Below are 25,499 nucleotides of genomic sequence, written 5' to 3' on the forward strand. Positions count from 1 at the left end.
GCATCGGCGACACACCGCCGGCATTCTTTCCCGACGTACTGCCGTGCGTGCTGTAGTTCATCCCGCCATCACCGGTTGTCCCACCCGCGCTGAAACCGCTCGACTTCGCGTCGTAGTGCGACTGATTCTGCATGTCCGCGAAAGACAACGAACCCGTCGTCAACGTGTTCTTCGATGCATCGGCGTCGCTCGCAATCAGCCCGCCTTTCAGGTCCGTATTGCCGCCGACGTTGATATTGAACCCGCCGTTTCCCGCCTGAATCCCGGCCTGTTCATCGACGCCCGCATAGCTGCCCGACGCATTTCCCTTGCTGTGACTGAAGCTCGCACTGGCACCACCACTCTGGCTGACACTGAAGCCACCGCCCGTACTCGACTGATGCGCCGCGCTCGACAACGTGTCCTGCACGCTCGCGATGTTCAGGTTCCCGCCCACATCGGCGTTCACCTGATTGCCCTTCACGTTCGCGCCGATGAGGTTCGTATCGCCGCCCGAGATGATCGTCACGCCGTTGGCTGCATTCACATGGCTGTTGTTCTGCGTCGACAGATCGCTGTTGCCGTCGCCGTTGGCTTTCGACATCGCCGCGGAAATGCCGACCCCGCCCGTGCCAACCGATACGCCCACGCTCGCGCTCTTCGATTCGTTCGTAGTCCGTGTCGAATCGGTATCGGTTGTATCGACGATACGATCTGATTTTTTTGAAAAATCACATCCTGTGCATTCATGCTTGAACAGGCACCAATTACATTGCCGCTGTCCGGCGCATCGTTGCCCGCTTAGTGCCCAAGCAATCATTTGAACCACGGGCCGAATTTCTTCGGATCGTCGCTCAACATCCCGGCATTGCGTAGTGGCTTCGGCATGTACTTCACAAATGCAATCAGCGACCCAATAAAAAAAGGAAGACCAATCAACAACATAGATTCGTTGTCGCCAAGACCAAATACTATCCGGCAGAGCCCTGCAACCAGAAACGACCAGCACCCAGCTCCGCCTATGGCAACACCGCCCAAGACTCCATATATTTGGATAGTCGCATATAATCTCCGCCAATTCACCTTTCATCTCCTACCACTTTCCGCACATCATTGATGACCGCATTCCCTTTCGATCCAACACCAATAAGGAGTGCACCCTGCGTCATGCCATAAGGCCAAGGCTGTTTAATAAATGGCAGCAAGTTCACATTATCGATACGCGGAACAGTTACCCCAAACATCGAAACAGGTCTATTCATTCCATCTGCAACACCGACATTCAATGGAACTTTAACTTTCAAGGCGGCAACAGAGAATGCGAAATTAACACCATCGTACATAGCATTCCCCCATGTTGGATTCATCTGATTGAAACCCCAACGCAACGGATTATCGCCAGGCTTATTGACACCGTTATAGTGGTTGTACAAACCACTTCCGCCTTCAGCGACTTCACTCATTCCAAAAGCTGCCATCCAACCACCCACCGTACAACCAAGAACTGTCGTACAAAGCCCCGCACCAGTCTTCGCTGTCACGCCGCCAACAACAACTTTCGCTGCATCCTTCGCCACCCCAACCGGATCATTCATCACCGCATCACCCACCTTCTGCCACGGGGTGTAATCGAACAACCCCGCTTCCTTCTGCCGACTTACCCATTCCAGTTCCGGTTGCAACTGCGCCGCCTCAACCTCGCTCACGAATCTCTTGTTACGCTCATCGCTGCCAGCCGAATACTCTGCCCAACACTTCACCGCGTAGCACACCGCACGCGTCAGCTTCTCCTCCTCCGCCTTGTCCTTGCCTGCTTTCTCGGCAATCACTTTCTTTTCATTGTCATGAAGTTGCCGATTAAACCGATCAACGTTGTATCCAGAGAACGCCCCCGATTCCCCACCTACAGCCGCACCCATCCCCGTCGCCAACGCATTAGCCACAATATTTCCCAACGCCTGATTCATATCGGCGTTACCAGTCGGATCACTACCCGCGATCGCGCTACTCAATTCATTCAACTTGCCCGAAGCGATCGACGCAATCGCCGCACCGGCTGCCCCACCTACCGCATTTCCGCCCGCTATTCCCGTCATCAGCGCCGCGCCCGCGCCCTGCATCAGCGCCCGATTCGCGCCGCCTTCCTTCCACGCCTCAACGCCTGCCTGATCTCCATTCGCCGCAGCATCCTTCTTCATCTTGTCCGCATAGTCCCCGATTCGGCGCGACACCGCTTCGCCTGCCGCACTCGCAGCCGCCATCATGTCCGCTTGATTGCTCAACAGGTTCTGCATGTCCGGAAGTTTGCCGACGGTGGCGTTCGCATCCGTCGTGTCGCGATTCAAGCTCGCCACATCCTGCTTCTGTTTCGCCGAATCCGTGATCGTGACCGTCCCCGCACTGATGCCGCTTTTCGTTGTCGCACTATCGCTGCCGGTTTCGCTCTGGCCAAGCATCGGCGACACACCGCCGGCATTCTTTCCCGACGTACTGCCGTGCGTGCTGTAGTTCATCCCGCCATCACCGGTTGTCCCACCCGCGCTGAAGCCGCTCGATTTCGCGTCGTAGTGCGACTGATTCTGCATGTCCGCGAAAGACAACGAACCCGTCGTCAACGTGTTCTTCGACGCATCGGCATCGCTCGCAATCAGGCCGCCTTTCAGATCGGTATTGCCGCCGACGTTGATATTGAACCCGCTGTCTCCCGCCTGAATCCCGGCCTGCTCATTGACGCCAGCATAGCTGCCCAACGCATTGCCCTTGCTATGACTGAAGCTCCCACTGGCACCACCGCTCTGGCTGACGCTGAACCCGCCGCCCGTACTCGACTGATGCGCCGCACTCGACAACGTGTCCTGCACGCTCGCGATGTTCAGGTTCCCGCTCACATCGGCGTTTACCTGATTGCCCTTCACGTTCGCGCCGATGAGGTTCGTATCACCGCCTGAGATGATCGTCACGCCGTTGGCCGCATTCACATGGCTGTTGTTCTGCATCGACAGATCGCTGTTGCCGTCGCCCTTGGCTTTCGACATCGCAACTGAAACGCCGAACCCGCCCGTGCCGACCGACACGCCCACGCTCCCGCTCTTCGAATCGTTCGTAGTCCGTGTCGAATCGGTGTCCGTTGTATTGACGATATCGATCTAGTTTTTTGCTGCCAGGATCACATCGTCGGCGTTCACGGTCGAGCCAGCGATCGTCAGATTGGCATTGCCCGATCAGACGACGAACATTTGTAGAGTCGCGAAAAAATAGAGCACAACTTGGACGACGGAAAATCTGCCTTCGGTCATGGCAGTATCGAATTTTTAATTAATTCACTCTTCCTCACCCTGATTTTTATCTTTTATTTCGTAGCTGTCGCGTGCCTTTTGGTAGCTACTGCCGAAGGGTTTGATACCTAATTGGTGAGCTTTGCTAGCATATCCACCGACGGCCGCGATTCCCAGCCCCACCGACATAAACAAAAGCGACCGATACCATACAAAATTAATAGAAACAATCCCGGCACCAAATACAATTAACAAAAATCTAACCAAAGAAGAAAAATTTCCATCATCAATAAATTTCATCATGATTACCTCATTTTTCCTGAGACGAATTCTTCAAATGCCCAGCCCACCCGGAGTTTTTTGCAGTCTCGCCCATTTCAGTAAAAAATGGCCCAATCAGCGGGTAGCGATCTGATCCATAAAACGTCACCAGATCAACAAGACTATCTAGCCCAAAACTCCAAGGCTGAGGGTTTAACAATTGCTGAACACTGCTCGCAACCAAGCTCACAACAGCAGCACTAAAGGATAATCCCGCAGCTTCAACCGAGTGCGGCCCAGGTAGTGCGGCAGCCGCTCCTGCTGCCGCACTCACTCGCACCGCATTCGTCGAAACCATCGAAGCAGCATCCGCCGTCGTATTACGCATGAAGTTCGTATCCGACTGATCGAACTTTGTAAACGGCCCCGTTACCTTAAAACCGAAATCCTTCTTCTCATTGGAGTCATACATGATGTCGGGCACATCATTCTGCGCCGACGCGGAGTTCGTAAGGATGCAGCTCTGCAACTCCGAATTCGGCCGCACCGTGATCTGCGTCAGAATCGGCTTGCCGTCGTCAGTCGTTCCTGCGTATTGCCATTGCGCACCTAAATCGATCGGCATCGTCCCCACCAACGTTGCGGGTGCTCCTGATTCGCGATCAGCGCCAATCAGACCACCCATGATCCGCAACTGATCTTCTATCTGCTCATGCGTATATTTCCCATTGCTTTCAGCAGCCAACTGTTTCGCTAGCGTTTTTTCGTCAGGATGCAACTGTCGATTAAACCGATCAACGTTGTACCCAGAGAACGCCCCCGACTCCCCACCTACAGCCGCACCGGCCCCCGTCGCCAACGCGTTCGTCACAATATTGCCCAACGCCTGATTCATATCGCTGTTACCCGTCGGATCGGATGAAGCAATCGCGCTACTCAATCATTCAACTTGCCCGATGCGATCGACGCAACCGCCGCACCGGCTGCCCCACCTACCGCATTTCCACCCGCTATGCCCGTCATCAACGCCGCGCCGGCACCCTGCATCAGCGCCCGATTCGCCCGGCCTTCCTTCCACGCCTCAACGCCTGCCTGATCTCCGTTCGCCGCAGCATCCTTCTTCATCTTGTCCGCGTAGTCCCCGATTCGGCGCGACACCGCTTCGCCTGCCGCACTCGCAGCCGCCATCATGTCCGCTTGATTACTCAACAGGTTCTGTATGTCGGGGAGTTTATCGACCGTGCCGTTCGTATCCGTCGTATCGCGATTCAAGCTCGCCATGTCCTGCGTCTGCCTCGCCGAATCCGTAATCGTGACCGCCCCCGCACTGACGCCGCTTTTCGTCGTCGCGCTATCGCTTTCGCTGTCGTGCTGGCCGAGCATCGGCGACACACCACCGGCATTCTTGCCCGACGTGCTGCCGTGCGTGCTGTAGTTCATCCCGCCGTCGCCGGTCGTTGCGCCCGCGCTGAAGCCGCTCGATTTCGCGTCGTAGTGCGACTGATTCTGCATGTCCGCGAAAGACAATGAACCCGTCGTCAATGTGTTCCTCGATGCATCGGCATCGCTCGCGATCAGGCCGCCTTTCAAATCGGTATTGCCGCCGACGTCGATATTGAACTCGCCGTCTCCCGCTTGAATTTTTCAATTCAACGCGCCCAAAAAAATTTGCAAATCCAAACCCCAGAAATTATAGAAAATCCAAAAATAACCACAGCCCAGTATATTGCTTTTTGCATTCTACTAAGCCTCTCGTATTGACCCGGCTTGAATGATGGTCCAGCCATGTAATCTCCTCTATTTTTTTACATCAAACCCATAGCTAATCGGATTCACCGCGGCACCCGGCGGAAAACTAAATCCATACTCGACGGAAACCTGTCCGCCATATGCATGACCAACCCCACCACCTGCACCAACGACAGGGAATCCAGGAACAGGTACAAACAATGATGCATTCGCACCGCCACCTGCCAAGTACGAGCTAGTATTCTCTGCACCGCTTCCACCAAGAATACGTCCGAGTGTCATGGAAATCCCTGGCTTCAAAGAATATGTAGGAATGGGCTTACCAAGCGCCCAACTCCCGATCATGTCGCCATTGTGTAGATTGATTACCAATCCTCCTGAAGCAATATATATGTTGCCTTGGATCGATACATAGTCTGGAAGCATTGCCGCAAGTGCAAGTTGCGCATTCTCTCCTTGCGCCTGGATCGCCGCCTGCAATACGGCATCGCTACACTGTGCACCTGCAGGACACACCTGCGTGACAAAATTCTTCTTTATCGCAAAATCAGTTTCCTCATGACCTTGCCGATTAAACCGATCAACGTTATGTCCCGAAAACGCCCCCGATTCCCCACCCGCCACCGCACCGGCCCCCGTCGCAATCGCATTCGCCACGATATTGCCCAACGCCTGATTCATATCGGCGTTACCCGTCGGATCGGATGAAGCAATCGCGCCACTCAGTTCATTCAGCTTGCCCGATGCGATCGACGCAATCGCCGCGCCGGCTGCGCCACCCACCGCATTTCCACCCGCTATTCCCGTCATCAGCGCTGCACCCGTGCCTTGCATCAGTGCCCGATTTGCTCCGCCTTCCTTCCACGCATCAACGCCCGCCTGATCGCCATTCGCAGCAGCGTCCTTCTTCATCTTGTCCGCGTAGTCCCCGATTCGGCGCGACACCGCTTCGCCTGCCGCACTCGCAGCCGCCATCATGTCCGCTTGATTGCTCAACAGGTTCTGCATGTCGGGGAGTTTGGCGACGGTGCCGTTCGTATCCGTCGTGTCGCGATTCAAGCTCGCCACATCCTGCTTCTGGTTCGCCGAATCCGTAATCGTGACCGTGCCCGCACTGACGCCGCTCTTCGTCGTCGCGCTGTCGCTGCCGCTTTCGCTCTGGCCAAGCATCGGCGACACACCGCCGGCATTCTTTCCCGACGTACTGCCGTGCGTGCTGTAGTTCATCCCGCCATCACCGGTTGTCCCACCCGCGCTGAAGCCGCTCGATTTCGCGTCGTAGTGCGACTGATTCTGCATGTCCGCGAAAGACAGCGAACCCGTCGTCAACGTGTTCTTCGATGCATCCGCGTCGCTCGCAATCAGCCCGCCTTTCAGATCGGTATTGCCGCCGACGTTGATATTGAACCCGCTGTCTCCCGCCTGAATCCCGGCCTGCTCATTGACGCCAGCATAGCTGCCCGACGCCTTGCCCTTGCTGTGACTGAAGCTCGCACTGGCACCACCACTCTGGCTGACACTGAAGCCACCGCCCGTACTCGACTGATGCGCCGCGCTCGACAACGTGTCCTGCACGCTCGCGATGTTCAGGTTCCCGCCCACATCGGCGTTCACCTGATTGCCCTTCACGTTCGCGCCGATGAGGTTCGTATCGCCGCCCGAGATGATCGTCACGCCGTTGGCTGCATTCACATGGCTGTTGTTCTGCGTCGACAGATCGCTGTTGCCGTCGCCCTTGGCTTTCGACATCGCCGCGGAAACGCCAAACCCGCCCGTGCCGACCGACACGCCCACGCTCGCACTCTTCGATTCGTTCGTAGTCCGTGTCGAATCGGTATCCGTTGTATTGACGATATCGATCTTATTTTTTGCCGCGAGAATCACATCGTTTGCGTTCACGTTCGAGCCGGCGATCGTCAGATTGCCGCTTCCTGGTTGGGTGGCCCCCGTTGCAGCAAACGCCGCCGTTCCACCTGCTGTGACGCTGGAACCGCGATTTGTCACGCTGTCTTCCGAAAACGCGCTCTTGCTGCGACTGCCGCCGACGCTGATCTCCACCTTGAACTGGGGCGCTTCGCCTGCGGCCAGTGACTTGACCAGATCACCCGCAGCCATGTTCGCGTCCCACGCCGCGCTGGCTGCGGCTATCCCGTGCAGCGCTGCTGCGCGGCCATCCTGGCTACTGCCGGACGCACGCGATTGATCCACCGCGTTCGATATCGCGTCGATGACCGGGGCCTTCAATGCCAACGTGAGGCCGCTCTTCGAGACGGTCTGCGTTTCACTGCGATGGCTCGTGTCCTGCGCTGCATCGATCGTGACGCTCGCGCCTGTTCCGCTGAGATTCTTCGCTGCGATCAGGTCGCTGCCGGTCACGTGCAGAGCGTTGCCGGCCGTCATGCTGACGTTGCCGCTCAGCGAACCGATCGTGCTGCCAGTGTTCGACACCTCGGTTGTCTGGCTTGTCGTTTTCAGCGAACTGCTGCCGACCGATAACGACAATCCACCGCCCGACGTCAGCCCCGATTCCTTCCTGTTGTAGTAGCTCGACGATTGCGACGTGTCTTGCGACGTGGTGATCGTCACGTCACGCGCCGCCGCAAGCGTTACATCGTTCGTTCCGACAATAGTGCTGCCCTGAACATGGACGTCCTTTCCGCTGACGATGTTCACGCCGTCTGCCGACACCAGACTGCCGCGATTGAGGGTCGCTGCTTGGTCAATCCCGCTCGCAATCTTCACGCCGCTCACGACATTGTTGTGGCTGTGCGTTTCGTGCGAATTCAGCTCGTGCGTTTCGGTTGCTGCAACGATATTTACGTCTCCCGCCGCCAACAGGTTCGCGTTGCCCTTGTCGAGACTGATCGCGCTGCCGGAAAGCGTGACGTCCTTGCCCGACACGATATTGACCGTGTCGCCGCCTTTGAGCAGCGTGCCCGTGAGCGCCTGATCCGATGTGTGAAGCGTTTCCGCGTAGCGGCCGTGGCTGTCGCTGCCTGAACTATTACTGTCCACCGTCGATGTCGCGCTCGCCGCGCCGAGCGTGACATTGCCCTTGGCGGCGATCGTGCCGCCTTGGCCGAGATCGATTTGCGCGCCTTTGGCGCTCAAGTCTCCGCCGATGGCGATGTTCGATTGCCCACCGACCTTCACCGAGCTACCGGTTACTTTGTTGATGTCGGTGTTCGACACGCCGTGCGCGCGTTGCACGATCTTGTGCTCGCCCGTCTGTGCCGCGCCGAGATTCCAATCGCCGCCGACATTCATACCGAGGTTGCCGCCGACCACTAGATTGCCCGCTTTTTGCTGGAAGTTGCCACCGGTGACAATCGACGCGTCGCCTGCAACATCCAGTTTCGCGGTCGGCCCGAGCGTCGTCACCACGCTCGTCGCGCCGTCGCGGCTCACGCGCGTGTTCGTCTTCGTCGCCGTGTCGAGAATCAGGTTCTTTCCGGCGTTCAGTTGAAGGCTGCCGGCTTTCACATTCGCCGACGTCAGATCGATGTTGTTCTCGGTCTTCAGCGACATCAATCCGCCGCTTTGCAGCGCGCCGAATGCGTTGTCGATCTGTTTGCCCTGGATCGCCAGGGAGTTGTCCGCCTTGATCGTGCCGCTGTTCGCGAATGACTCTGCATTCTGCAAATCGATGTTCGTCGCGCTGATCAATGGGCCATCGAAATTCTGCTGGCTGACCTTCGCGAGATACACGACCGGCACCAGCACCGACTGCCCGTCAACCACCCGCGTTTCCATCATGATCACGTTGCTGGTCAGCTTCGACACTTGCTCGGGAGACAGACTGACGCCAACGGCAAGATCGAGCGACTTCGACAAATCGGCACCGGCCTCCATCAACGATTGGTACATCGTTTGCAGGTCTGCATACGGTCCAAGCACCGCCTTGCCGGTCAACGATGTGATTTCGTTGCGTATAAGTTGTTGCTCGTAGAAGCCGTCGCCGAGACGCTTCGGAATGTGCGTGAGATCGACGCCAAGCTGGCTGAAGAAATAGTCGCTCGAAATGAAGTTTTTCTGGCTCGTGAACGCCGGGTTCGTTTCGATCACGTAGCTCGCATTCGGAGCGGTGGTCGGCTTGAACAGGCCGCCCTGTGGAATCGTGAGATTGTTGAGCACGTCCAGCGCGGTTGCGCTGGCGATGATCGGATCGACAGGGGCGGGCGCACCTTCATGCACGGATGATGCTTCGGACTTCGCACCATTCGCATTCCCGCTCAAATTCGTCGGCGTGAGGCCCGGCACGGACTGCCCCGGCAGCAAACCGAGCGATGGAATCGATGCGTTGGCCGCGTTGTTGCTGACGTTCACGCCCGTGCCCGAGATCGTTCCGTTGGAACTCAGCGTGGAAAAGTAGCCCGGCAGCTTGTAATCCCTGACGTCAGCCGGCGCCGCCTGCGTGAAGCCGCCGGGATTGCCGCCAACGAACGGCGCATTGCCGAATGGCAACTGCCAGTCGTGTTTGCTGTTGTCGTAGTTGTTGTAGTGGTATTGCCCTGAATAGGAAACCGAAACACCCGGAAGCTTCTGGCCGGATGCGGCCCAGCCATCGGCGTCGTAATGCGCCGACATCGTGATGTCGCCAACCGCTGCGATGTTGCTCCAGTAGTTCTGCAGCGTGTCAACCGACGACGCATCGATCTTGCCGCCCGACACGATCTGCGCAGCCGGGCTGATGCCGGTTACGGTCGTTGCCGTTGCGCTGTCGGCGTAGTAGGTCGTGAACTGATATGTACTGTTCCATTTACCGCCATGCGGCGGTTCGGTGTAGACGCCACCAATGCTGTCCGGATTCTTCACGCCGACTTGGCCCGTGCGGCCGTTGATCGGGATGCCGAACTGTCCGAGCAGCGATGGATCGATTGCGCTGGTCGAGGTTGTCATCGCGCGGCGCGTGCTTGTCACCTTGTCGGCGTGTAGTTCCATGTCGCCTTCGGACTGAATCAGGGCCGATACGTTGTTGACCTGCGCAGCGTTCGTGTAATTGCCGTTCGCGTCCTTGCCGCCTGCCAGTACGACTCTGCCCATGCCGAAGAGGGCGGTTGTCGCCATTGAATCGGTGGCGGTCGTGTCGTCGCGGTTCTCGATGTTGGGCGCGAGGACTTCGAGCGTGCCGTTGTTATCTGATCCGCCAATCAGCGCGGTCGGGCCGAGATTCGAGATCGTGCTCGTTGCATTGAGCGAAGCGCTGGCACCGACCAGCGCGCCGGTATTGGTGAGATCGGCGGACTGCGTGTGGAGCAAACCGCCGGCCGTCAAAGCCCCAACGTTGATGATCGTGCCCGCGTTGATGCTCAAGTCATTGACTGACTGAAGGTCCGCGTTGTTCGTGAAGGTGCCGGGCAACGTAAACGCAAGATCGTGGCCGACGCTGAATTGCGTGTCGGATGCCGCCGTGTAATCGCCCAAGAGTCTTAAGTTGGCGTTATGCGTCGCGCTATAGGTGCCACCGCCTTGCAGCGTAGCCGCCGCGACCGACAAGTCATGTGTCGAACTGATCTGGCCGTTCGTGTTCGTGATTGCGCCGGCTGTCGTGACGCTCACGTCACCGTTCGAATGCTTGACGTTGCCAATTCGGCCACCGCTGTTGTCAACGGTATTTGCGTTGACGTGCAGCGAGCCACCGCTGAGTTGCCCGCCCTGTGTGTTGTTGACCGACGCTGCCGTAATCGTTACGTCACCATTGCCGGTCATCGCGCCCATGCCCGCTACACCATCGGCATGGCTGTTCGCGATCTGGCTGCCGCCTTGTACCGACATCCTGCCCGCACCGAGGTCGACAATAGCGCCGTCTGCGTTGTCGATCGAGGCCGATTGAATATCGAGCGTGCTGGTGTCGACAGCATCCGATTGCCCCGCCTGAACGTGGCCGCCACGGTTCGACAGAGCCCCGCCGTTCGTCAAAGACAGCGACGTGTTCGATCGCAGCAGGCCCCACGCGTTGTTCACATCGCCTGCAATGGTCGCGTTGATGCCGCGTTCTGCGGCGAGAATTCCGCTCGCGTTGTTCAAGGAAGCCGCGATAACAACCGCTTGCCCCTTCGTCACGACGGTGCCCGACGCGTTGTTCAATGCGCTCGATCCGTTGCCCGGGGCAATCGTCAAAGTGCCCGTACCCGCATGGGTAATCGTGCCGCCCGCGTTATTCAACTCTGCGGGAGCGAGTTTCAGGTCCGTGCTGTTGGTCTGGATCACGCCGGCTGCTGAATTATCGAGTGTGCCGCCGACATTGAGGCCCATTGCCGACGAGCCGTATTGCGTGATCGTGCCGCCGTGATTGACGAGGTTGGCGGCCGTCAATGCAAGCTGATTGGCTTCGAGCTTGCCGCCGCTGTTGTCGAGTATCGAATTGGCGGTGAACGACAGATTCGGCGCGACAATCGAACCACCGTGATTCGTCATGGAGCCTGCGTGGATCGTCGCGTTCGCGCTGGAACCGATCTGGCCACCGTCGTTCGCCAATGTGCCGCTGGCGATACCCAAATCCGTGTTCGACAACAGCTTGCCATTTGCGTTGTTCAACGTGCCGCCGATGCTTGCCGTCAATCCAGCCTGCGCGTTGATCGAGCCTGAGGTGTTGTCCAGCGCGCCGGCTTGCGCGACAACGCGCCCGTTACTGGCGATCGAACCGCCTACGTTCGATACCGAACCAGATCCACCGCCAAGCGTCAGCGTGCCATTGCCTGCATGCGTGATCGTGCCGCCGTCGTTGACGAGCGATGCCGACTTGAGCGTGAGATCGGCACTGTTGGTTTGCAGCGTGCCGCCTTTGGAATTGTCGAACGTGCGCGACACGTCCACATTCATCGCACCGGAGCCGGTCTGTGTGATCGTGCCGCCGTGATTCGTCAGGTCCGTCGCATTTAGCGAGACCTGATCGGCTTGCACGGTGCCCGTATTGTTATCGAGCGTCGTCGCGCTGATCCTGGCCATCTGGCCGACGATCGAACCGCCGTTGTTCGTCAGATGCGTGCCCGCATCCACCGCGACATTCTGCTCGGCCTGCAGCGAGCCGCCGCTGTTATCGACCGACTGGCCCGCAACGTGGAGATTCTTATTGGATGTGATCGCGCCGCGATTGACGACGTTTGCGCCGCTGACTGAAACATCGCCGTTGCCGCCGATAACACCGCCTTGCGCGCCGTTCGCCACCGTACCGGCGGCGTTGGTCAATTGACCGCTCGTCGTCACAGACAGGCCATCGCCATTGAGCGAGGTGAGTCGGCCTGCCGTGTTGTCCACCGACGCACCGGCCACCTTCATCCCGCCCGCGCTTTGCAGCGTGCCCTGATTGTTCGCGATGGCCCCGCCGTGCACGTCCACCGTGCTCTCGGACACCATCTCGCCAGACTGGTTGTCGACCCGGCCAGCGACATTCACCGACAGCGGACCTTGCGACGACACCTTGCCGCCCTGATTCGAGAGCGCACCGCCAACCAGCGTCGTGCCGCCACCGCTCGACAGGCTGCCGTGATCGTTGATCACCGTCCCGGAAGCCTTCGCGTGAAGCGTGCCTTGTGCGCTCGTCGTTGCGTTCGACACGTTCACATCGCCAGCCGTGGCATTCAGCGAGAGATCGCCGTTCGCCGCCGTCCGACTGCCGGCGAGATTCACATTCGCACCGGTCAACGACGCATCACCACCCGCCACGTTCTGGCCGGTCGCACGCAGTTGACCCGAGGCGGTCAGGTTCAAATCGCCGCCATGCCCCACCGATCCATCGTCATTCACACCCGCGCCGAGCGTGCCGGTCGAATTGACGCTGCCGGCATTCACCGACGTATCCCGCTGCGCCGCGAGCGTCCCAGTGTTCGTAACATCGGCACTTGTGCTGGCCGACAGCGATTGCTTCGCATACGTCGTACCGCTGTTTTCAATACCGCCCGCAGCCGACAACGCAAGATTGCCGCTCGCGGTCGTCGTGCCCGTGAGCACGATCCGGCCATCCGCCTGCAGCGTGAAATCACCGGCCTGCGCCCCGATCGTGCCGGCATTGGCGACGCCCACGCCGTGCTCGTTCGAGACGAGAAAGATCTGATTGCTATACATGCCGCCCAACAGCGCCACGTCGATCGCAATCGACGGAGCGGGGCCATCGCCGGCAATTGGCGTTGCGGCAAGCGTGTCGTGGTTAACCTGGCTGGCACCGGCAATCACGTTCAGCTTCTTCGCGTAGATCGCCGCGTTCAGCTTCACCGCGCGTGAAATCAAATCGACCTGATCGATATTGTCGACATTCAAGCCGGAACCGGCGACAGTCACCAGCCCGCGATTGACGTTGTAGCCGGCCAACGACCCATCCGCGCCATAAAACGGCACGCCGCTTGTCAGGGTTGCGCGGCTGGTATTGAGAAAGCCACCACCATCGACAAAGATCCCCGACGGGTTGGCAATGACGAGTTCAGCACGAGCGCCCGCGACTTCCAGCGCGCCTCGGATCGAAGAAGGATTCGGGCTATTGACCTGATTGACGATGATCCGCGCGGCCTGCCCGGCGTTGTAATTCGGGTTGCCGTTGATCCAACCCGCCTGTTGGGTCTGAACCATCGCAGCCGAGTTATTGAGGATCGCGCCGGGCTTCTGGACATCGAACTGATGATAGGTGTTGACCGATACACCCGCGCCCGAAGGCCGCGCCACATTCACTTGCGGCAAGCCGTTCGGCGTCTGAATCACCTGTGTGCTGGTGCCCGGCGTCGGCACAATCTGCGCATCGGACAAAGCGGGCAGCATGCCGAGCACAGCGACGCCCGCCACAACCACGCGAACACAAACGCCAGACGCCAACGCGCGCCGCCGCGCACGCGCCTCACCCGTCGCCGATTTCCCGCCAGCCGTCGCTGTCTCCGCAACGGCCACCACCCTCTCCCGAAGCCTGGAATACACCAGGCGATGCATATTCTTGTTCATTCTCGTCGGCGCGGCCTGCGCCCATGCAGTTATTGGGCGCGAGAATATCGAAACACCAGAAAATGACGATCAAAAATGATCAGGTGGTTGACGAGAATCCAAAAACCTAGGGTTCCAGATTCCTCTGATTGACATACACCGACAACATTTTCGGCCACATAGTTACCCGGCGAGTCCCACTAGATCGCCGGTGTTTCAGGCGACCGCTTCACCCCGCAACGCCTCCTCCACGAACTCGATAAACACCCTCGCCCTCGCATTCATCGCCGATCGCTCGGCCACGCAGGCATACAGCTCCATCGGCTCCGGCTCCGCCTGCACGACACCCCGATCGCGCGGCTCGAACAGCGTCACCAACTTGCCGCTGTCGATCAGCGGTTGCGCCACGAAACTCGCGAGCCGCGCGATGCCACCGCCGTTCGCGGCGATTTGCGCGAGCATGTCGATGTCGTCGCAGATGAACGCCGGGTTGACCGGCGCGTCGAAGCGCTGCCCGTCGCGCACGAATCCCCATGGTAAAAACCGGCCATCGGTCGGATATCGAAACACGATGCAGGCGTGATGTTTCAAGTCCTCGGGCGTGAGCGGCACGCCCGCACGGTTCAGATACGCACGCGACGCGCAAAACAGAAACGGCCTCGACGCGATGCGCCGGGCGATCAGCCGCTCATCGAGTTGCGCGGCGATCCGGATGCTCACGTCCACCCCCTCCAGGCGGTGATCGACGGCCCGGTCGGTGCTGATCAGTTCGAGATCGATACGCGGGTAGGCATCCTTGAAGCCGGGCATCAACGGCGCCAGCACGTGGCGGCCGAACGCGGCCGTCGTGGCGACGCACAGCGGCCCATGCGGCGCCGCCTCGACGGTCGCGGCCTGCGAGGCCTGATCGATATCGCCGGGAATATGGCGCACCTTGGCGTAGTAACGCGCGCCGCTTTCAGTGAGCGCCATGCTGCGCGTGGTGCGCGACAGCACGCGCACGCCCAGATGCGTTTCGAGCCGCGCGATGCTCTGGCTCACGGCGGCGGCGCTGACGCCCTGCGCGCGTGCCGCGCCCGCAATGCTGCCGGTCTCCACGACGCGGATGAAGCAGTTGATCAACCCGAGAATATCCATCGTCCTTTGCCGTGCTCAGTGACGTTTATCGTCACGTTTATCGATCATTTCGTAAATTTTACTTAAAAATGAATCAAGCATCCGCCGGCTTCCGACGCGCACCCCGGCTTGTTACGCTGGCCGTCCCATCACGCAGCCCAAGCCGGAGAGATTGAACCCATGACCGTCACCACGCCGCAAAACCGCCGAATCCGCTTCCCGACCTCGTCCACCCCGTATGTTTTTGCACTGTACATGGCCACCATCATGGCGTTTCTGATGTGCCTCGTGATCACGGTCGCCGAGTTCGGTGTCGACGGGCATTACTTCGTAAATGTGATGAATGCATATCGGGTCGCGATGCCGTCGGCATTTGTCTGCGTGCTGATCGTGCGCCCCGTGGTCGCCCGGCTGGTGGCGTTGACGGTGCACGCGCGTTGAGCCTGCCCTAAAGGCAGCCCCACGCGAAAGTCCGAAAAAACGAACCCGGAAAAAAGCCCCGATGTCTCACGACACCGGGGCTTGGCTCATTCACGCAACGGCAGCACCCGCTCAATCCACCGAAACGGCCTCCGCCTCCGCGCTCGCCGTGCGCGCCAGCACCGGCACCAACGCCTGCCCGGTATGACTGGCCCGCACGCGCGCCAGCGCTTCCGGGCTCGCCGCCGCCACGATCGTGCCGCCCGCCGTGCCGCCTTCCGGCCCGAGATCGATAATCCAGTCCGCCTCGGCGATCACGTCGAGGTCGTGCTCGATCACCACCACGCTATGGCCGCCGTTCACGAGCCGGTGCAGCACGCGAATCAGCTTCGCCACGTCGGCCATGTGCAGCCCGACGGTGGGCTCGTCGAGCACGTACAGCGTGTGCGGCGCCTTCTGGCCGCGCCGCGTGATGTCGTCGCGCACCTTGCTCAATTCGGTGACGAGCTTGATGCGCTGCGCCTCGCCGCCCGACAGCGTCGGCGACGGCTGGCCGAGCGTCAGGTATCCGAGGCCGACATCCTTCATCAGTTGCAGCGGATGCGAGATGTTCGAGATGGCCGAGAAGAACTCCACGGCCTCGTCGATCTCCATGGTCAGCACGTCGCCGATGTTCTTGCCGCGCCACGTCACGGCCAGCGTTTCGGGGTTGAAGCGCTGCCCGTGGCAGACGTCGCAGGCCACCTTCACGTCGGGCAGGAAGCTCATGCCGATGGTGCGCACGCCCTGCCCCTCGCAGGCCGGGCAGCGGCCGTCGCCGGTGTTGAACGAGAAGCGCGAGGCGGTATAGCCGCGCGCACGGGCTTCGAGCGTATCGGCGAACAGCTTGCGGATGGTGTCCCACACGCCGATATAAGTGGCCGGGCACGAGCGCGGCGTCTTGCCGATCGGCGTCTGGTCGACTTCGAGCACGCGGTCGATCGGTTCCCAGCCGCTGATCGCTTGGCAGCCCTGCCACGCATGCGTGACGTCGAGCGCGGGCCGCGGCGCGCTGCGCGCCAGCACGCTGCTGCGGCTGCGCGTGGACGGCGCGGCGGCTTCGGCGGTCTTGCGCGCGCGGCGCGTGGCGGGCGAGGACAGCACCGAGCGCCCCACGGCGTCGAGCAGGTTGGTCATCAGCACATCGCGCGCGAGCGTGGATTTGCCGGAGCCGCTGACGCCCGTCACGGCAACCAGCCGCGCGAGCGGAATGCCGACCGTCACGTCGCGCAGGTTGTGCAGGTTCGCGCCGTGCACGGTGAGCCATTGCTCGGGCGTGGCGGTTTCGCGCTTGGCCGTGACGGGCAGCACCTCGCGGCGCGCCTGCAACGGATGCACGATCGGGTGCGCGAGGAAGCGCCCGGTCAGCGAATCGGGCTGCGCGGCCAGGTCGGCCACGCTGCCCTGCGCCACCAGCGCGCCGCCGCGCTTGCCGGCGCCGGGGCCGATGTCGATCACGTGATCGGCGCGGCGGATGGTGTCCTCGTCGTGCTCGACCACCACCAGCGTATTGCCCTTGTCGCCGAGCTTGCGCAGCGCATTGAGCAGAATCTGGTTGTCGCGCGGATGCAGGCCGATGGTGGGCTCGTCGAGCACGTAGCACACGCCCTGCAGGTTGCTGCCCAGTTGCGCGGCCAGCCGGATGCGCTGCGCCTCGCCGCCCGACAGGCTCGGCGCGGCGCGATCGAGGCTCAGGTAGCCAAGGCCCACTTCCTCCAGGAACGCGAGGCGGCTGCCGATCTCGCTGACGATGTCGCGGGCGATCTGCGCGTCGCGGCCGTCGAGCTTCAGCCCGTCGATCCAGCGGCGCGTGTCGGTCACGGTCCATTGCGCGACGTCGGTGATCGACTTGCCGGCGAAGCCGACCGCGCGCGCCGCCGGGTTCAGCCGGGTGCCGTGGCAATCGGGGCACGGCGTGTCGCCCATGCCTTCCGGTTCCTGCTCCTCGGACGGCAAGGTCTGCTCGCGGCCGCGGTTGTCGTCCGCCAGCACGGTGTCGTCGTAGGCGGCGCGCTGCTCGCGCGTGAGCGCAAGGCCGGTGCCGACGCAACTGGTGCACCAGCCGTGCTTGCTGTTGTACGAGAACATGCGCGGATCCAGCTCGGGGTAGCTGGTGCCGCACACCGGGCAGGCGCGCTTGACCGACAGCACCTTGACGGTGCCGATGCGCGCCGTCGAACGCTCCTTGCTCATCGCGCCCACCAGGCCGTCGAGCGGCGCGAGCAGGTGCATCACGCCCTTGCCGAGTTCGAGCGTCTCGTTCAAGCGCTGACGCAGTTCGGCCTCGTGATCGGGCGACACCACCAGGTCCGCCACCGGCAGCTCGATGGTGTGCTCGCGGAAGCGGTCGAGCTTCGGCCACGGGTCCACCGGCACGAATTCGCCGTCCACGCGCAGGTGCGTGCTGCCGCGCGCCTTGGCCCACTTCGCCAGGTCGGTGTACACGCCCTTGCGGTTGACGACCAGCGGCGCGAGCAGCCCCACGTGTTCACCGCGATGATCGCGCAGCAGTTGCGCGACGATCGAATCGACGGTTTGCGAGGTGACCGGCGCGCCGTCGTGGATGCAGTGCTGCAGGCCGAGCTTCACGTACAGCAGGCGCAGGAAGTGCCATACCTCGGAGGTGGTGGCCACCGTGCTCTTGCGGCCGCCGCGCGACAGGCGCTGCTCGATCGCCACGGTGGGCGGAATGCCATACACGGCGTCCACCTCGGGGCGGCCGGCCGGCTGCACGATCGAGCGCGCGTAGGCGTTCAGCGATTCGAGGTAACGGCGCTGGCCCTCGTGGAACAGGATGTCGAACGCCAGCGTGGATTTGCCGGAGCCGGACACGCCGGTGATCACGTTGAAGCGGCCGTGGGGGATATCGACGTCGAGCGCCTTCAGGTTGTGCTCGCGCGCGTTGACGATGCGCACCACGTCCTCGCCTTCCACCGCGCGGCGCTCGCGCATCGCCTTCAGGCGCGCCTGCAACGGCACGCCCTCGTCGGCCAGCGTGGCCGGCCGGCCCATGGTGCGATCGTATTCGAGCAGCGCCACGCCGGTATGCGAGCCGGCGCAGGCCTTGACGTCGTCGGGCGTGCCGGCGCACAGCACCAGGCCACCGCCGTCGCCGCCTTCCGGGCCGAGATCGACCAGCCAGTCGGCCGCGCGGATCACGTCGAGGTTGTGCTCGATGACGATCAGCGAATGGCCGGCCGCGAGCAGCTTGCCGAACGCCTGCATGAGCTTGGCGATGTCGTCGAAGTGCAGGCCGGTGGTCGGTTCGTCGAACATGAACAGGCGGCCTGCCGTGGCCGCCTTGCCGGCCTTCTCGGCCTTGGACGACTTCGCCGCGCCGGCCTTGGCGGATTTCGCGGATTCCGCCGACTTGGCGGCCTTCTCGGCCGCGCTGATCGCCACCGCCGATTCGGCCAGGAAGCCGGCCAGCTTCAGGCGCTGCGCCTCGCCGCCCGACAGCGTCGGCACCGGCTGGCCGAGCTTCACGTATTCGAGGCCGACGTCGACGATCGGCTGCAACACGCGCAGCACCTCGGCATCGGCCGCGAAGAACCCGGCGGCCTCGCTGACGGTCAGCTCCAGCACGTCGGCCACGTTCAGCGCGCGGCCGTCGCGCTCGATCCGCACTTCGAGGATCTCGTCGCGGTAACGCTTGCCGTCGCAATCGGGGCAGCGCAGGTACACGTCGCTCAGGAACTGCATCTCGACGTGCTCGAAGCCCGAGCCGCCGCAGGTCGGGCAGCGGCCGTCGCCGGTGTTGAAGCTGAACACGCCCGCGCCGTAGCCGCGTTGCAGCGCGAGCGGGGCCTTGGCGAACAGCTTGCGGATCTCGTCGAACGCGCCCACATAACTGGCCGGGTTCGAGCGCGTGGTCTTGCCGATCGGGGATTGATCGACGAACACCACGTCGCTGACCTGATCGGCGCCGCTCAGGCGGCGGAACGCGCCCGGCGCCTCGGTGGCCTTGCCGAAATGACGCGACATGGCCGGATACAGCACGTCCTGCAGCAGCGTGGATTTGCCCGAGCCGGACACGCCGGTCAGGCACACCAGCCGTTGCAGCGGAATCTCGACCGTGACGTCGCGCAGGTTGTGCTCGCTCGCGCCTTCCAGCACGATGCGCGGCGTGTTCGCGTCCACCGGGCGGCGCGCCCAGTTCGATGCATGCGCGACGTGGCGGCGGCCGCCCAGGTAGGCGCCGGTCAACGTATCAGCCGAACGAATCTCAGCCGGCGTGCCGTCGTAGACGATCGCGCCGCCGCGCTCGCCCGGCCCCGGCCCCATGTCGATAAGGCGGTCGGCGGCCAGCATCACGGACGGATCATGTTCGACCACCACCAGCGTGTTGCCCGCGTCGCGCAGCCGCTGCATCGCCTCGACGATCCGGTTCAGGTCGCGCGGATGCAGGCCGATGCTCGGCTCGTCGAGCACGAACAGCGTCTTGGTCAGCGAGGTGCCGAGCGCGGTGGTCAGGTTGATGCGCTGCACCTCGCCGCCCGACAGCGTGCGGCTCTGGCGATCGAGCGTCAGGTAGCCGATGCCGACGTCGCACAGATACTTCAACCGCGTACGCACCTCGGCCAGCAGCAGCTTCAGCGCGTCGTCGAGCAGCGTGCTGGGCAGCGCGATCTCGTCGAAGAAGCGGCGAATGCGCTCGATCGGCAACAGCATCAGGTCGTGCACGGTCAGGCCCGGCAGCGCTTCCAACTGCTCGCGGCGCCAGCCCACGCCGCGCGGCAGGAAGCGCGCCGACGGCGCGAGCACGGCGTCGGCGTTCTCGCGCGAGCCGAGCCGCCACAGCAGCGATTCGGTCTTCAGGCGCGCGCCGCCGCAGGTTTCGCACGGCGTGTAGCTGCGATATTTCGACAGCAGCACGCGGATATGCATCTTGTAGGCTTTCGTTTCGAGATAGCCGAAGAAGCGTTTGACGCCGTACCAGTGCGTCTGCCACTTGCCGTTCCAGTCGGGCGAGCCGTTGATTACCCAGTCGCGCTCGGCGTCGGTCAGCTCGGCCCACGGCGTGCCGCGCCGAATGCCGGCCTTGGCCGCGTAGCGCATCAGGTCGTCCTGGCACTCCTTCCAGGCGGGCGTCTGCATCGGCTTGATGGCGCCTTCGCTGAGCGTCTTGCGCGCATCGGGAATCACCAGCCCGAGATCGACACCGATCACGCGACCGAAGCCACGGCAGGCCTCGCACGCGCCGTAGGCCGAGTTGAACGAGAACATCGCCGCTTGCGGCTCGGCGTAGCGCAGGTCGCTGTCGGGGTTGTGCAGGCCGGTGGAGAAGCGCCAGAGGGTGGGTTCGGGTTGGGCGGTCGGTGCGGCCGGTGCGCCGTCGCCGGCGTTGTCGGCATCGTTCGGCAGCACGTACACGCTGAGGCGGCCGCCGCCGCGCTTGAGCGAGGCCTCGATCGCCTCGACCACGCGCGCCTTGTCGACGCGGCTCAGGCGGAAGCGGTCGGCCACCACGTCGAGCAGCTTGCGCGCGCCGGTGGGCGACGCCACCTCGCGCTGCGCCTGCACCCGCGTGTAGCCGCTGGCCGACAGCCACTGCTCGACTTCCTCGGGCGTGACCGTGTCGGGCAATTCCACCGGGAACGTCAGCACGAGGCGCGGATCGTCGGCCTCGGCGCGCGCGGCCAGCTCGGCGTAGATGGTTTCGGGCGTGTCATGGCGCACCGGCTCCGCGTTCTCGCGGTCGAACAGTTGCGCCGCGCGCGCGTAGAGCAGCTTCAGGTGATCGTTCAGCTCGGTCATGGTGCCGACCGTCGAGCGCGAACTGCGCACCGGGTTGGTCTGGTCGATCGCGATGGCCGGCGGCACGCCGTCCACGCGGTCCACCTGCGGCCGGTCCATCCGGTCGAGGAACTGCCGCGCGTAGGCACTGAAGGTTTCGACGTAGCGCCGCTGCCCTTCCGCATACAGCGTGTCGAACACCAGGCTCGACTTGCCGGAGCCGGACGGGCCGGTCACCACGGTCATCTCGCCGGTGCGCAGGTCGAGATCGACGTTCTTGAGATTGTGCTGGCGTGCTCCGCGAATGCGGATCAGATGGCTGGATGACAATTGGCCTGTCCGTATGAAGAAGTTGAGCGGCGGGTTGGGCGGCGGGGCTGGCGAGCTTCGCCGGGTCGACGCGCGAGGCAGACACTATACTGTATATTCATACAGCTTTCACGGCATGGCTTCGGGCGTGTCCGGAAACGCTTCGATTCGAAGCGCGCGCCGTCGTTCCTGCGCGGCGATCCGGCAAACGGCCGCACCGGTCATACCCGGCGAGCGGCAAAAACCGGTCCCGGCCCGGGCACGGCGTCCCCGGTGCGAAGGTGGCGACAGGGGCCAAAACGGAAAACGCGGCGCGAAACGCCACGCCGCGAAACTGCCGGCCGCCGCGTTGCACGGCGGCCCGCTTGCGCCAACGCCCGGCTCGCCGGGCGTCAGGCTTACTTGCTGATACTGAGCAGTTCGACTTCGAACGTCAGGTCGCTGTTCGGCGGGATCGAGCCGACGCTGCGGCTGCCGTAGGCGGTGGCCGCCGGGCAGGTCAGCTTGGCCTTGCCGCCCACCTTGATCTTCTGCACGCCTTGCGTCCAGCACGGGATCACCTGCCCGAGCGGGAACGTGGCCGGGCCGCCGTGCTTGGCCGACGCGTCGAACTCGGTGCCGTTCGCGAGCGTGCCGCGATAGTTGACCGTGACCACGTCGCTGGCGGTCGGTTGCGCGCCGGTGCCCGGCTTGAGCGTCTCGACCGTCACGCCGGACGGCAGCTTCTCGACGGGGTTGGCGGCGAACGCGGCCGTTGCGATGGTGGATGCGACAAGTACGGCGATCACTGATTTCATGCGATGTCCTCGTTGAATGGCGCGACGATTATATCGGCATCGCGTGACGCATCGCAGCGCGTCGCGCCGCCGCCGGAAGCGCCCCGCTTCAGGCATCGCCGCTTACCACCGTCGCGGGCCTGCCGCATCCACCGCATTGGGCCGCGTCGCACGGCAGCCACGACGGCGCACGGAAACCTCTCTGCGCCGTCGCCACATGGCCATCCCGTCATCAAACCGCTTTATGATTAGCGAGCCTAAACAAGTCGGCAGCGTGCGATGGGCGCTCGCGCCGGCCTGGTTGCATCAGGGGCTTTTCGTATGCCGATTTCCGAAACCGACGAGATCGCGGTCGCGCCCGCGGACGGCCCGCCGGTCAATACCGAATGTGCCGCGCTGCTGCGTCTGGCACGCGCGCATTTCGGGGCGGATGCGGCGTTGATCGTGGTGTCGGCGGCCGGGGGCCCCTATCTGTTCGGCATCGAAGGCACGCTGCCGGCCCCGTTGCCGTCCGACCCGTTCGCCACCCGCGCGAGCCACGCACCCGATATCGAACGCTCCACCTCGCGCGCCGCCTGCGCGTTGCGCGCCGCCGACGGCACGCGCCTCGGCGCCCTGCTGCTGATCTCGCCCGCCCCGCACACGCCGAACACCCTCGCCGCCCTCGACGATTTCACCGCGCTCGCCAGCGCCGCGCTCGAACGCGCGCTGCGGGAACCCGCTTGCGCGCCCCCCGGCGCCGAACCGGTTGCATGCGCACCGTTCGCCCACGACCTCGTCGCGCTGGCGCTGAACGGCAGCGGCACCGGCATCTGGGATCGCGACATCGCCACTGGCGAGATTCGCTATTCGCCGGAATGGAAGGCGATCCTCGGCTACGCGCCGCACGAACTGAGCACGCGCATCGAGGACGCCGTCGACCGCCTGCATCCCGACGATCGCGCCTACGTGCAGGCGCAGATGCGCCAGCATTTCGAGGGCGGCTCCGACCGCTACGAGGTCGAGCACCGCATTCGCTGCAAGGACGGCCGCTACAAGTGGATCTGCAGCCGCGGCAAGGTGGTCAGCCGCGACGGCGCGGGCCGCGCGCTGCGCATGGTCGGCGCGACCACCGACATCACCGCGCTGCGCGAAACCGCCGCGCGGCTCCAGCAGAGCATCGACCTGATCACCAACCTGACCGACGAGGTCGACGGGCTGGTGTTCCAGTATCGCGAGCCGGCCGACGGCCGCCCGCAGTTCAGCTACGTGAGCCGCGGCATCGAGCAGATCTACGAACTCGATCCGGCGCAAGCCGCGATCGACGCCGAGGCGGTCGACGCACGCATCGACCCGCGCGACCTCGCGATGTACCGGCAATCGCTGCGCGAATCGGCCGCGACACTCGCGCCGTGGCGGCTCGAATACCGCGTGCTGCTGCCGCGCCAGGGGCTGCGCTGGCGGCACGGCGAGGCGCGTGCGCAGCGGCTGCCCGACGGCGGCACGCTATGGCACGGCTTCGTGTCCGACACCACCGAGCGCAAGCGGATCGAGGCCGAGCTGCACGAGCTGGCCACCATCGATCACCTGACCGAGCTGGCGAACCGGCGCGACTTCCTCGCGCAAAGCGCGTCGGAGCTGGAGCGCCTGCGGCGCGCGGGTCACGGCGAGGCCGCCGTGCTGATGCTCGACCTCGACCACTTCAAATCGCTGAACGACCGCTGGGGCCACGCGCTCGGCGATCACGCGCTGCGCCATTTCGCGCGCCTGATGCGCGACGCGGCGCGCAGCGCCGATATCGTCGGGCGAATCGGCGGCGAGGAATTCGCGATCGTGCTGCCGGGCCTCGGCATCGAGGCGGCGCTGGCGTTCGGGCTACGGCTGCAACGCCACATCGGCGCGTCGCCGCTCGAATTCGCGGGACAGTGCGTCGGGCTGACCGTCAGCATCGGCGTGGACCGCATGACGGCGGCCGACCTCGGCGTCGATCAGGTGCTGTCGCGCTGCGACAAGGCGCTGTATCGGGCCAAGGCGCGCGGGCGCAACCGGATCGAGCTGCACGGCGAGCCGGAGTAAGCGGCGCGGACGATCGCCTTACAATGGCCCACCGTCCGATTCACCCGCTCACCTCGCCGTCACCGCCCATGTCCCGACTCTTCGAAGACAACCCGTTCCTGGAATCCCTCTGCGCGCAACTCGACGCCTGGCGCGACGGCTATGCCGAAATCAGCATGCCGATCGACGGGCGCAAGCTCAACCGGCAAGGCGTGCTGCAAGGCGGCGCGATCGCGACGCTGCTCGACGCCGCCGCCGGCTATGCCGGGCTGTTCACGCCGCCGGACACGCCCATTCGGCACGGCTTCACGCTGTCGCTGACCGTCAACTATCTCGACAAGGGGCTCGGCTCGCGGGTGGTCGGCAAGGGCATCCTGGAGCGCGCGGGCCGCTCGATCTTCTTCGCGCGGGCCGAGGCCTGGGTGGATGGCACGCTGTTGATCGCCAGCGCGCAGGGCACGTTCAAGTATGTGAACGCGCAGCGGTGAGGAGAGCGGAAACGTCGACGCCCGGAATCCCCTTCACGATTTGTCACGCATGCTGTTGCGCCACGGCGGCCCGCACGCGCGCCGGCACCACGAGCGCCGGGGCGAGCACGGCCGGCGCATCGAGATCGGGCGACGGCAATGCGTGATCGTCGCGCGTGACTACCGGGCCGCGAGACGGCCGATGGCGGCGCGCCTGACCGTGCAACCGGTGCGCGGTTTGCAGTGCGAGCGGGGCGGCGGCGGCATCGTCGCCGCTGTCGTTGCTGCTGTTGGCATTGCCGTTCGCGTTGCCGGAGAGGCTGCTGCAACTGCCGCAGCCGGCGCCCGGCGAGCACGACATCTCGGCGCCGATCCCGCTGGCGACCGGCGCGGGCGGCGCCACGCCCGCGCCGCCCGCCTCCAGCGCGGCGATG

General features: G+C 63.1%; 12 protein-coding genes and 1 pseudogene. 3 read left to right on the forward strand and 10 right to left on the reverse strand.

All coding sequences use genetic code 11. The features are described 5' to 3' along the window. The 7 genes and pseudogenes from ACYP33_RS14425 to ACYP33_RS14455 all read right to left on the reverse strand — a co-directional run. Window positions 1-777: pseudogene (locus ACYP33_RS14425) on the reverse strand (hemagglutinin repeat-containing protein); the annotation flags it as partial. Between the two features lie 281 nt (window positions 778-1,058). Further along, window positions 1,059-3,125 (reverse strand): hemagglutinin repeat-containing protein, encoded by a 2,067-nt coding sequence (locus ACYP33_RS14430; protein ID WP_459622653.1) that lies wholly within the window; start codon window positions 3,123-3,125, stop codon window positions 1,059-1,061. A gap of 174 nt (window positions 3,126-3,299) precedes the next feature. Next, complete coding sequence (locus ACYP33_RS14435) at window positions 3,300-3,557, reverse strand: hypothetical protein (RefSeq protein WP_459622491.1); 258 nt, start codon at window positions 3,555-3,557, stop codon at window positions 3,300-3,302. Between the two features lie 7 nt (window positions 3,558-3,564). Continuing rightward, window positions 3,565-4,410, reverse strand: a complete 846-nt coding sequence (locus ACYP33_RS14440) for a hypothetical protein (RefSeq protein WP_459622492.1) — start codon at window positions 4,408-4,410, stop codon at window positions 3,565-3,567. Between the two features lie 41 nt (window positions 4,411-4,451). After that, window positions 4,452-5,105 (reverse strand): hypothetical protein, encoded by a 654-nt coding sequence (locus tag ACYP33_RS14445; protein WP_459622493.1) that lies wholly within the window; start codon window positions 5,103-5,105, stop codon window positions 4,452-4,454. 207 nt (window positions 5,106-5,312) lie between these two features. Then, complete coding sequence (locus ACYP33_RS14450) at window positions 5,313-14,189, reverse strand: hemagglutinin repeat-containing protein (protein WP_459622495.1); 8,877 nt, start codon at window positions 14,187-14,189, stop codon at window positions 5,313-5,315. A 195-nt stretch (window positions 14,190-14,384) separates the two neighbouring features. Further along, a complete protein-coding gene (locus tag ACYP33_RS14455; RefSeq protein WP_459622497.1) occupies window positions 14,385-15,305 on the reverse strand; it encodes a LysR family transcriptional regulator in 921 nt (306 codons plus the stop codon). 159 nt (window positions 15,306-15,464) lie between these two features. Between ACYP33_RS14455 and ACYP33_RS14460 the strand changes: the two genes are divergently transcribed. Then, the gene (locus tag ACYP33_RS14460) at window positions 15,465-15,725 is read left to right on the forward strand and encodes a DUF2798 domain-containing protein (RefSeq protein WP_459622499.1); all 261 of its coding nucleotides are present in this window, start codon (window positions 15,465-15,467) and stop codon (window positions 15,723-15,725) included. A gap of 111 nt (window positions 15,726-15,836) precedes the next feature. Here the strand turns inward: ACYP33_RS14460 and uvrA are convergent, their stop codons facing one another. Continuing rightward, window positions 15,837-21,809: an excinuclease ABC subunit UvrA gene (gene uvrA / locus ACYP33_RS14465; protein ID WP_459622500.1), complete on the reverse strand. Its 5,973-nt coding sequence runs from the start codon at window positions 21,807-21,809 to the stop codon at window positions 15,837-15,839. A gap of 377 nt (window positions 21,810-22,186) precedes the next feature. Beyond that, window positions 22,187-22,585 carry an FKBP-type peptidyl-prolyl cis-trans isomerase gene (locus ACYP33_RS14470; RefSeq protein WP_414439622.1) on the reverse strand — a complete coding sequence of 133 codons (399 nt, stop codon included), beginning with the start codon at window positions 22,583-22,585 and terminating at the stop codon, window positions 22,187-22,189. Window positions 22,586-22,885: 300 nt separating this feature from the next. Between ACYP33_RS14470 and ACYP33_RS14475 the strand changes: the two genes are divergently transcribed. Continuing rightward, complete coding sequence (locus ACYP33_RS14475) at window positions 22,886-24,619, forward strand: sensor domain-containing diguanylate cyclase (RefSeq protein ID WP_459622502.1); 1,734 nt, start codon at window positions 22,886-22,888, stop codon at window positions 24,617-24,619. Window positions 24,620-24,687: 68 nt separating this feature from the next. After that, window positions 24,688-25,086, forward strand: coding sequence for a PaaI family thioesterase (locus tag ACYP33_RS14480; protein ID WP_459622504.1), 399 nt, complete (start codon window positions 24,688-24,690; stop codon window positions 25,084-25,086). Window positions 25,087-25,129: 43 nt separating this feature from the next. Here ACYP33_RS14480 and ACYP33_RS14485 read toward each other — a convergent pair. Beyond that, window positions 25,130-25,499 (reverse strand): hypothetical protein (locus tag ACYP33_RS14485; RefSeq protein WP_459622506.1); only part of this gene is annotated, 370 nt, incomplete at its 5' end.

Source organism: Burkholderia sp. 3C, assembly GCF_054589155.1.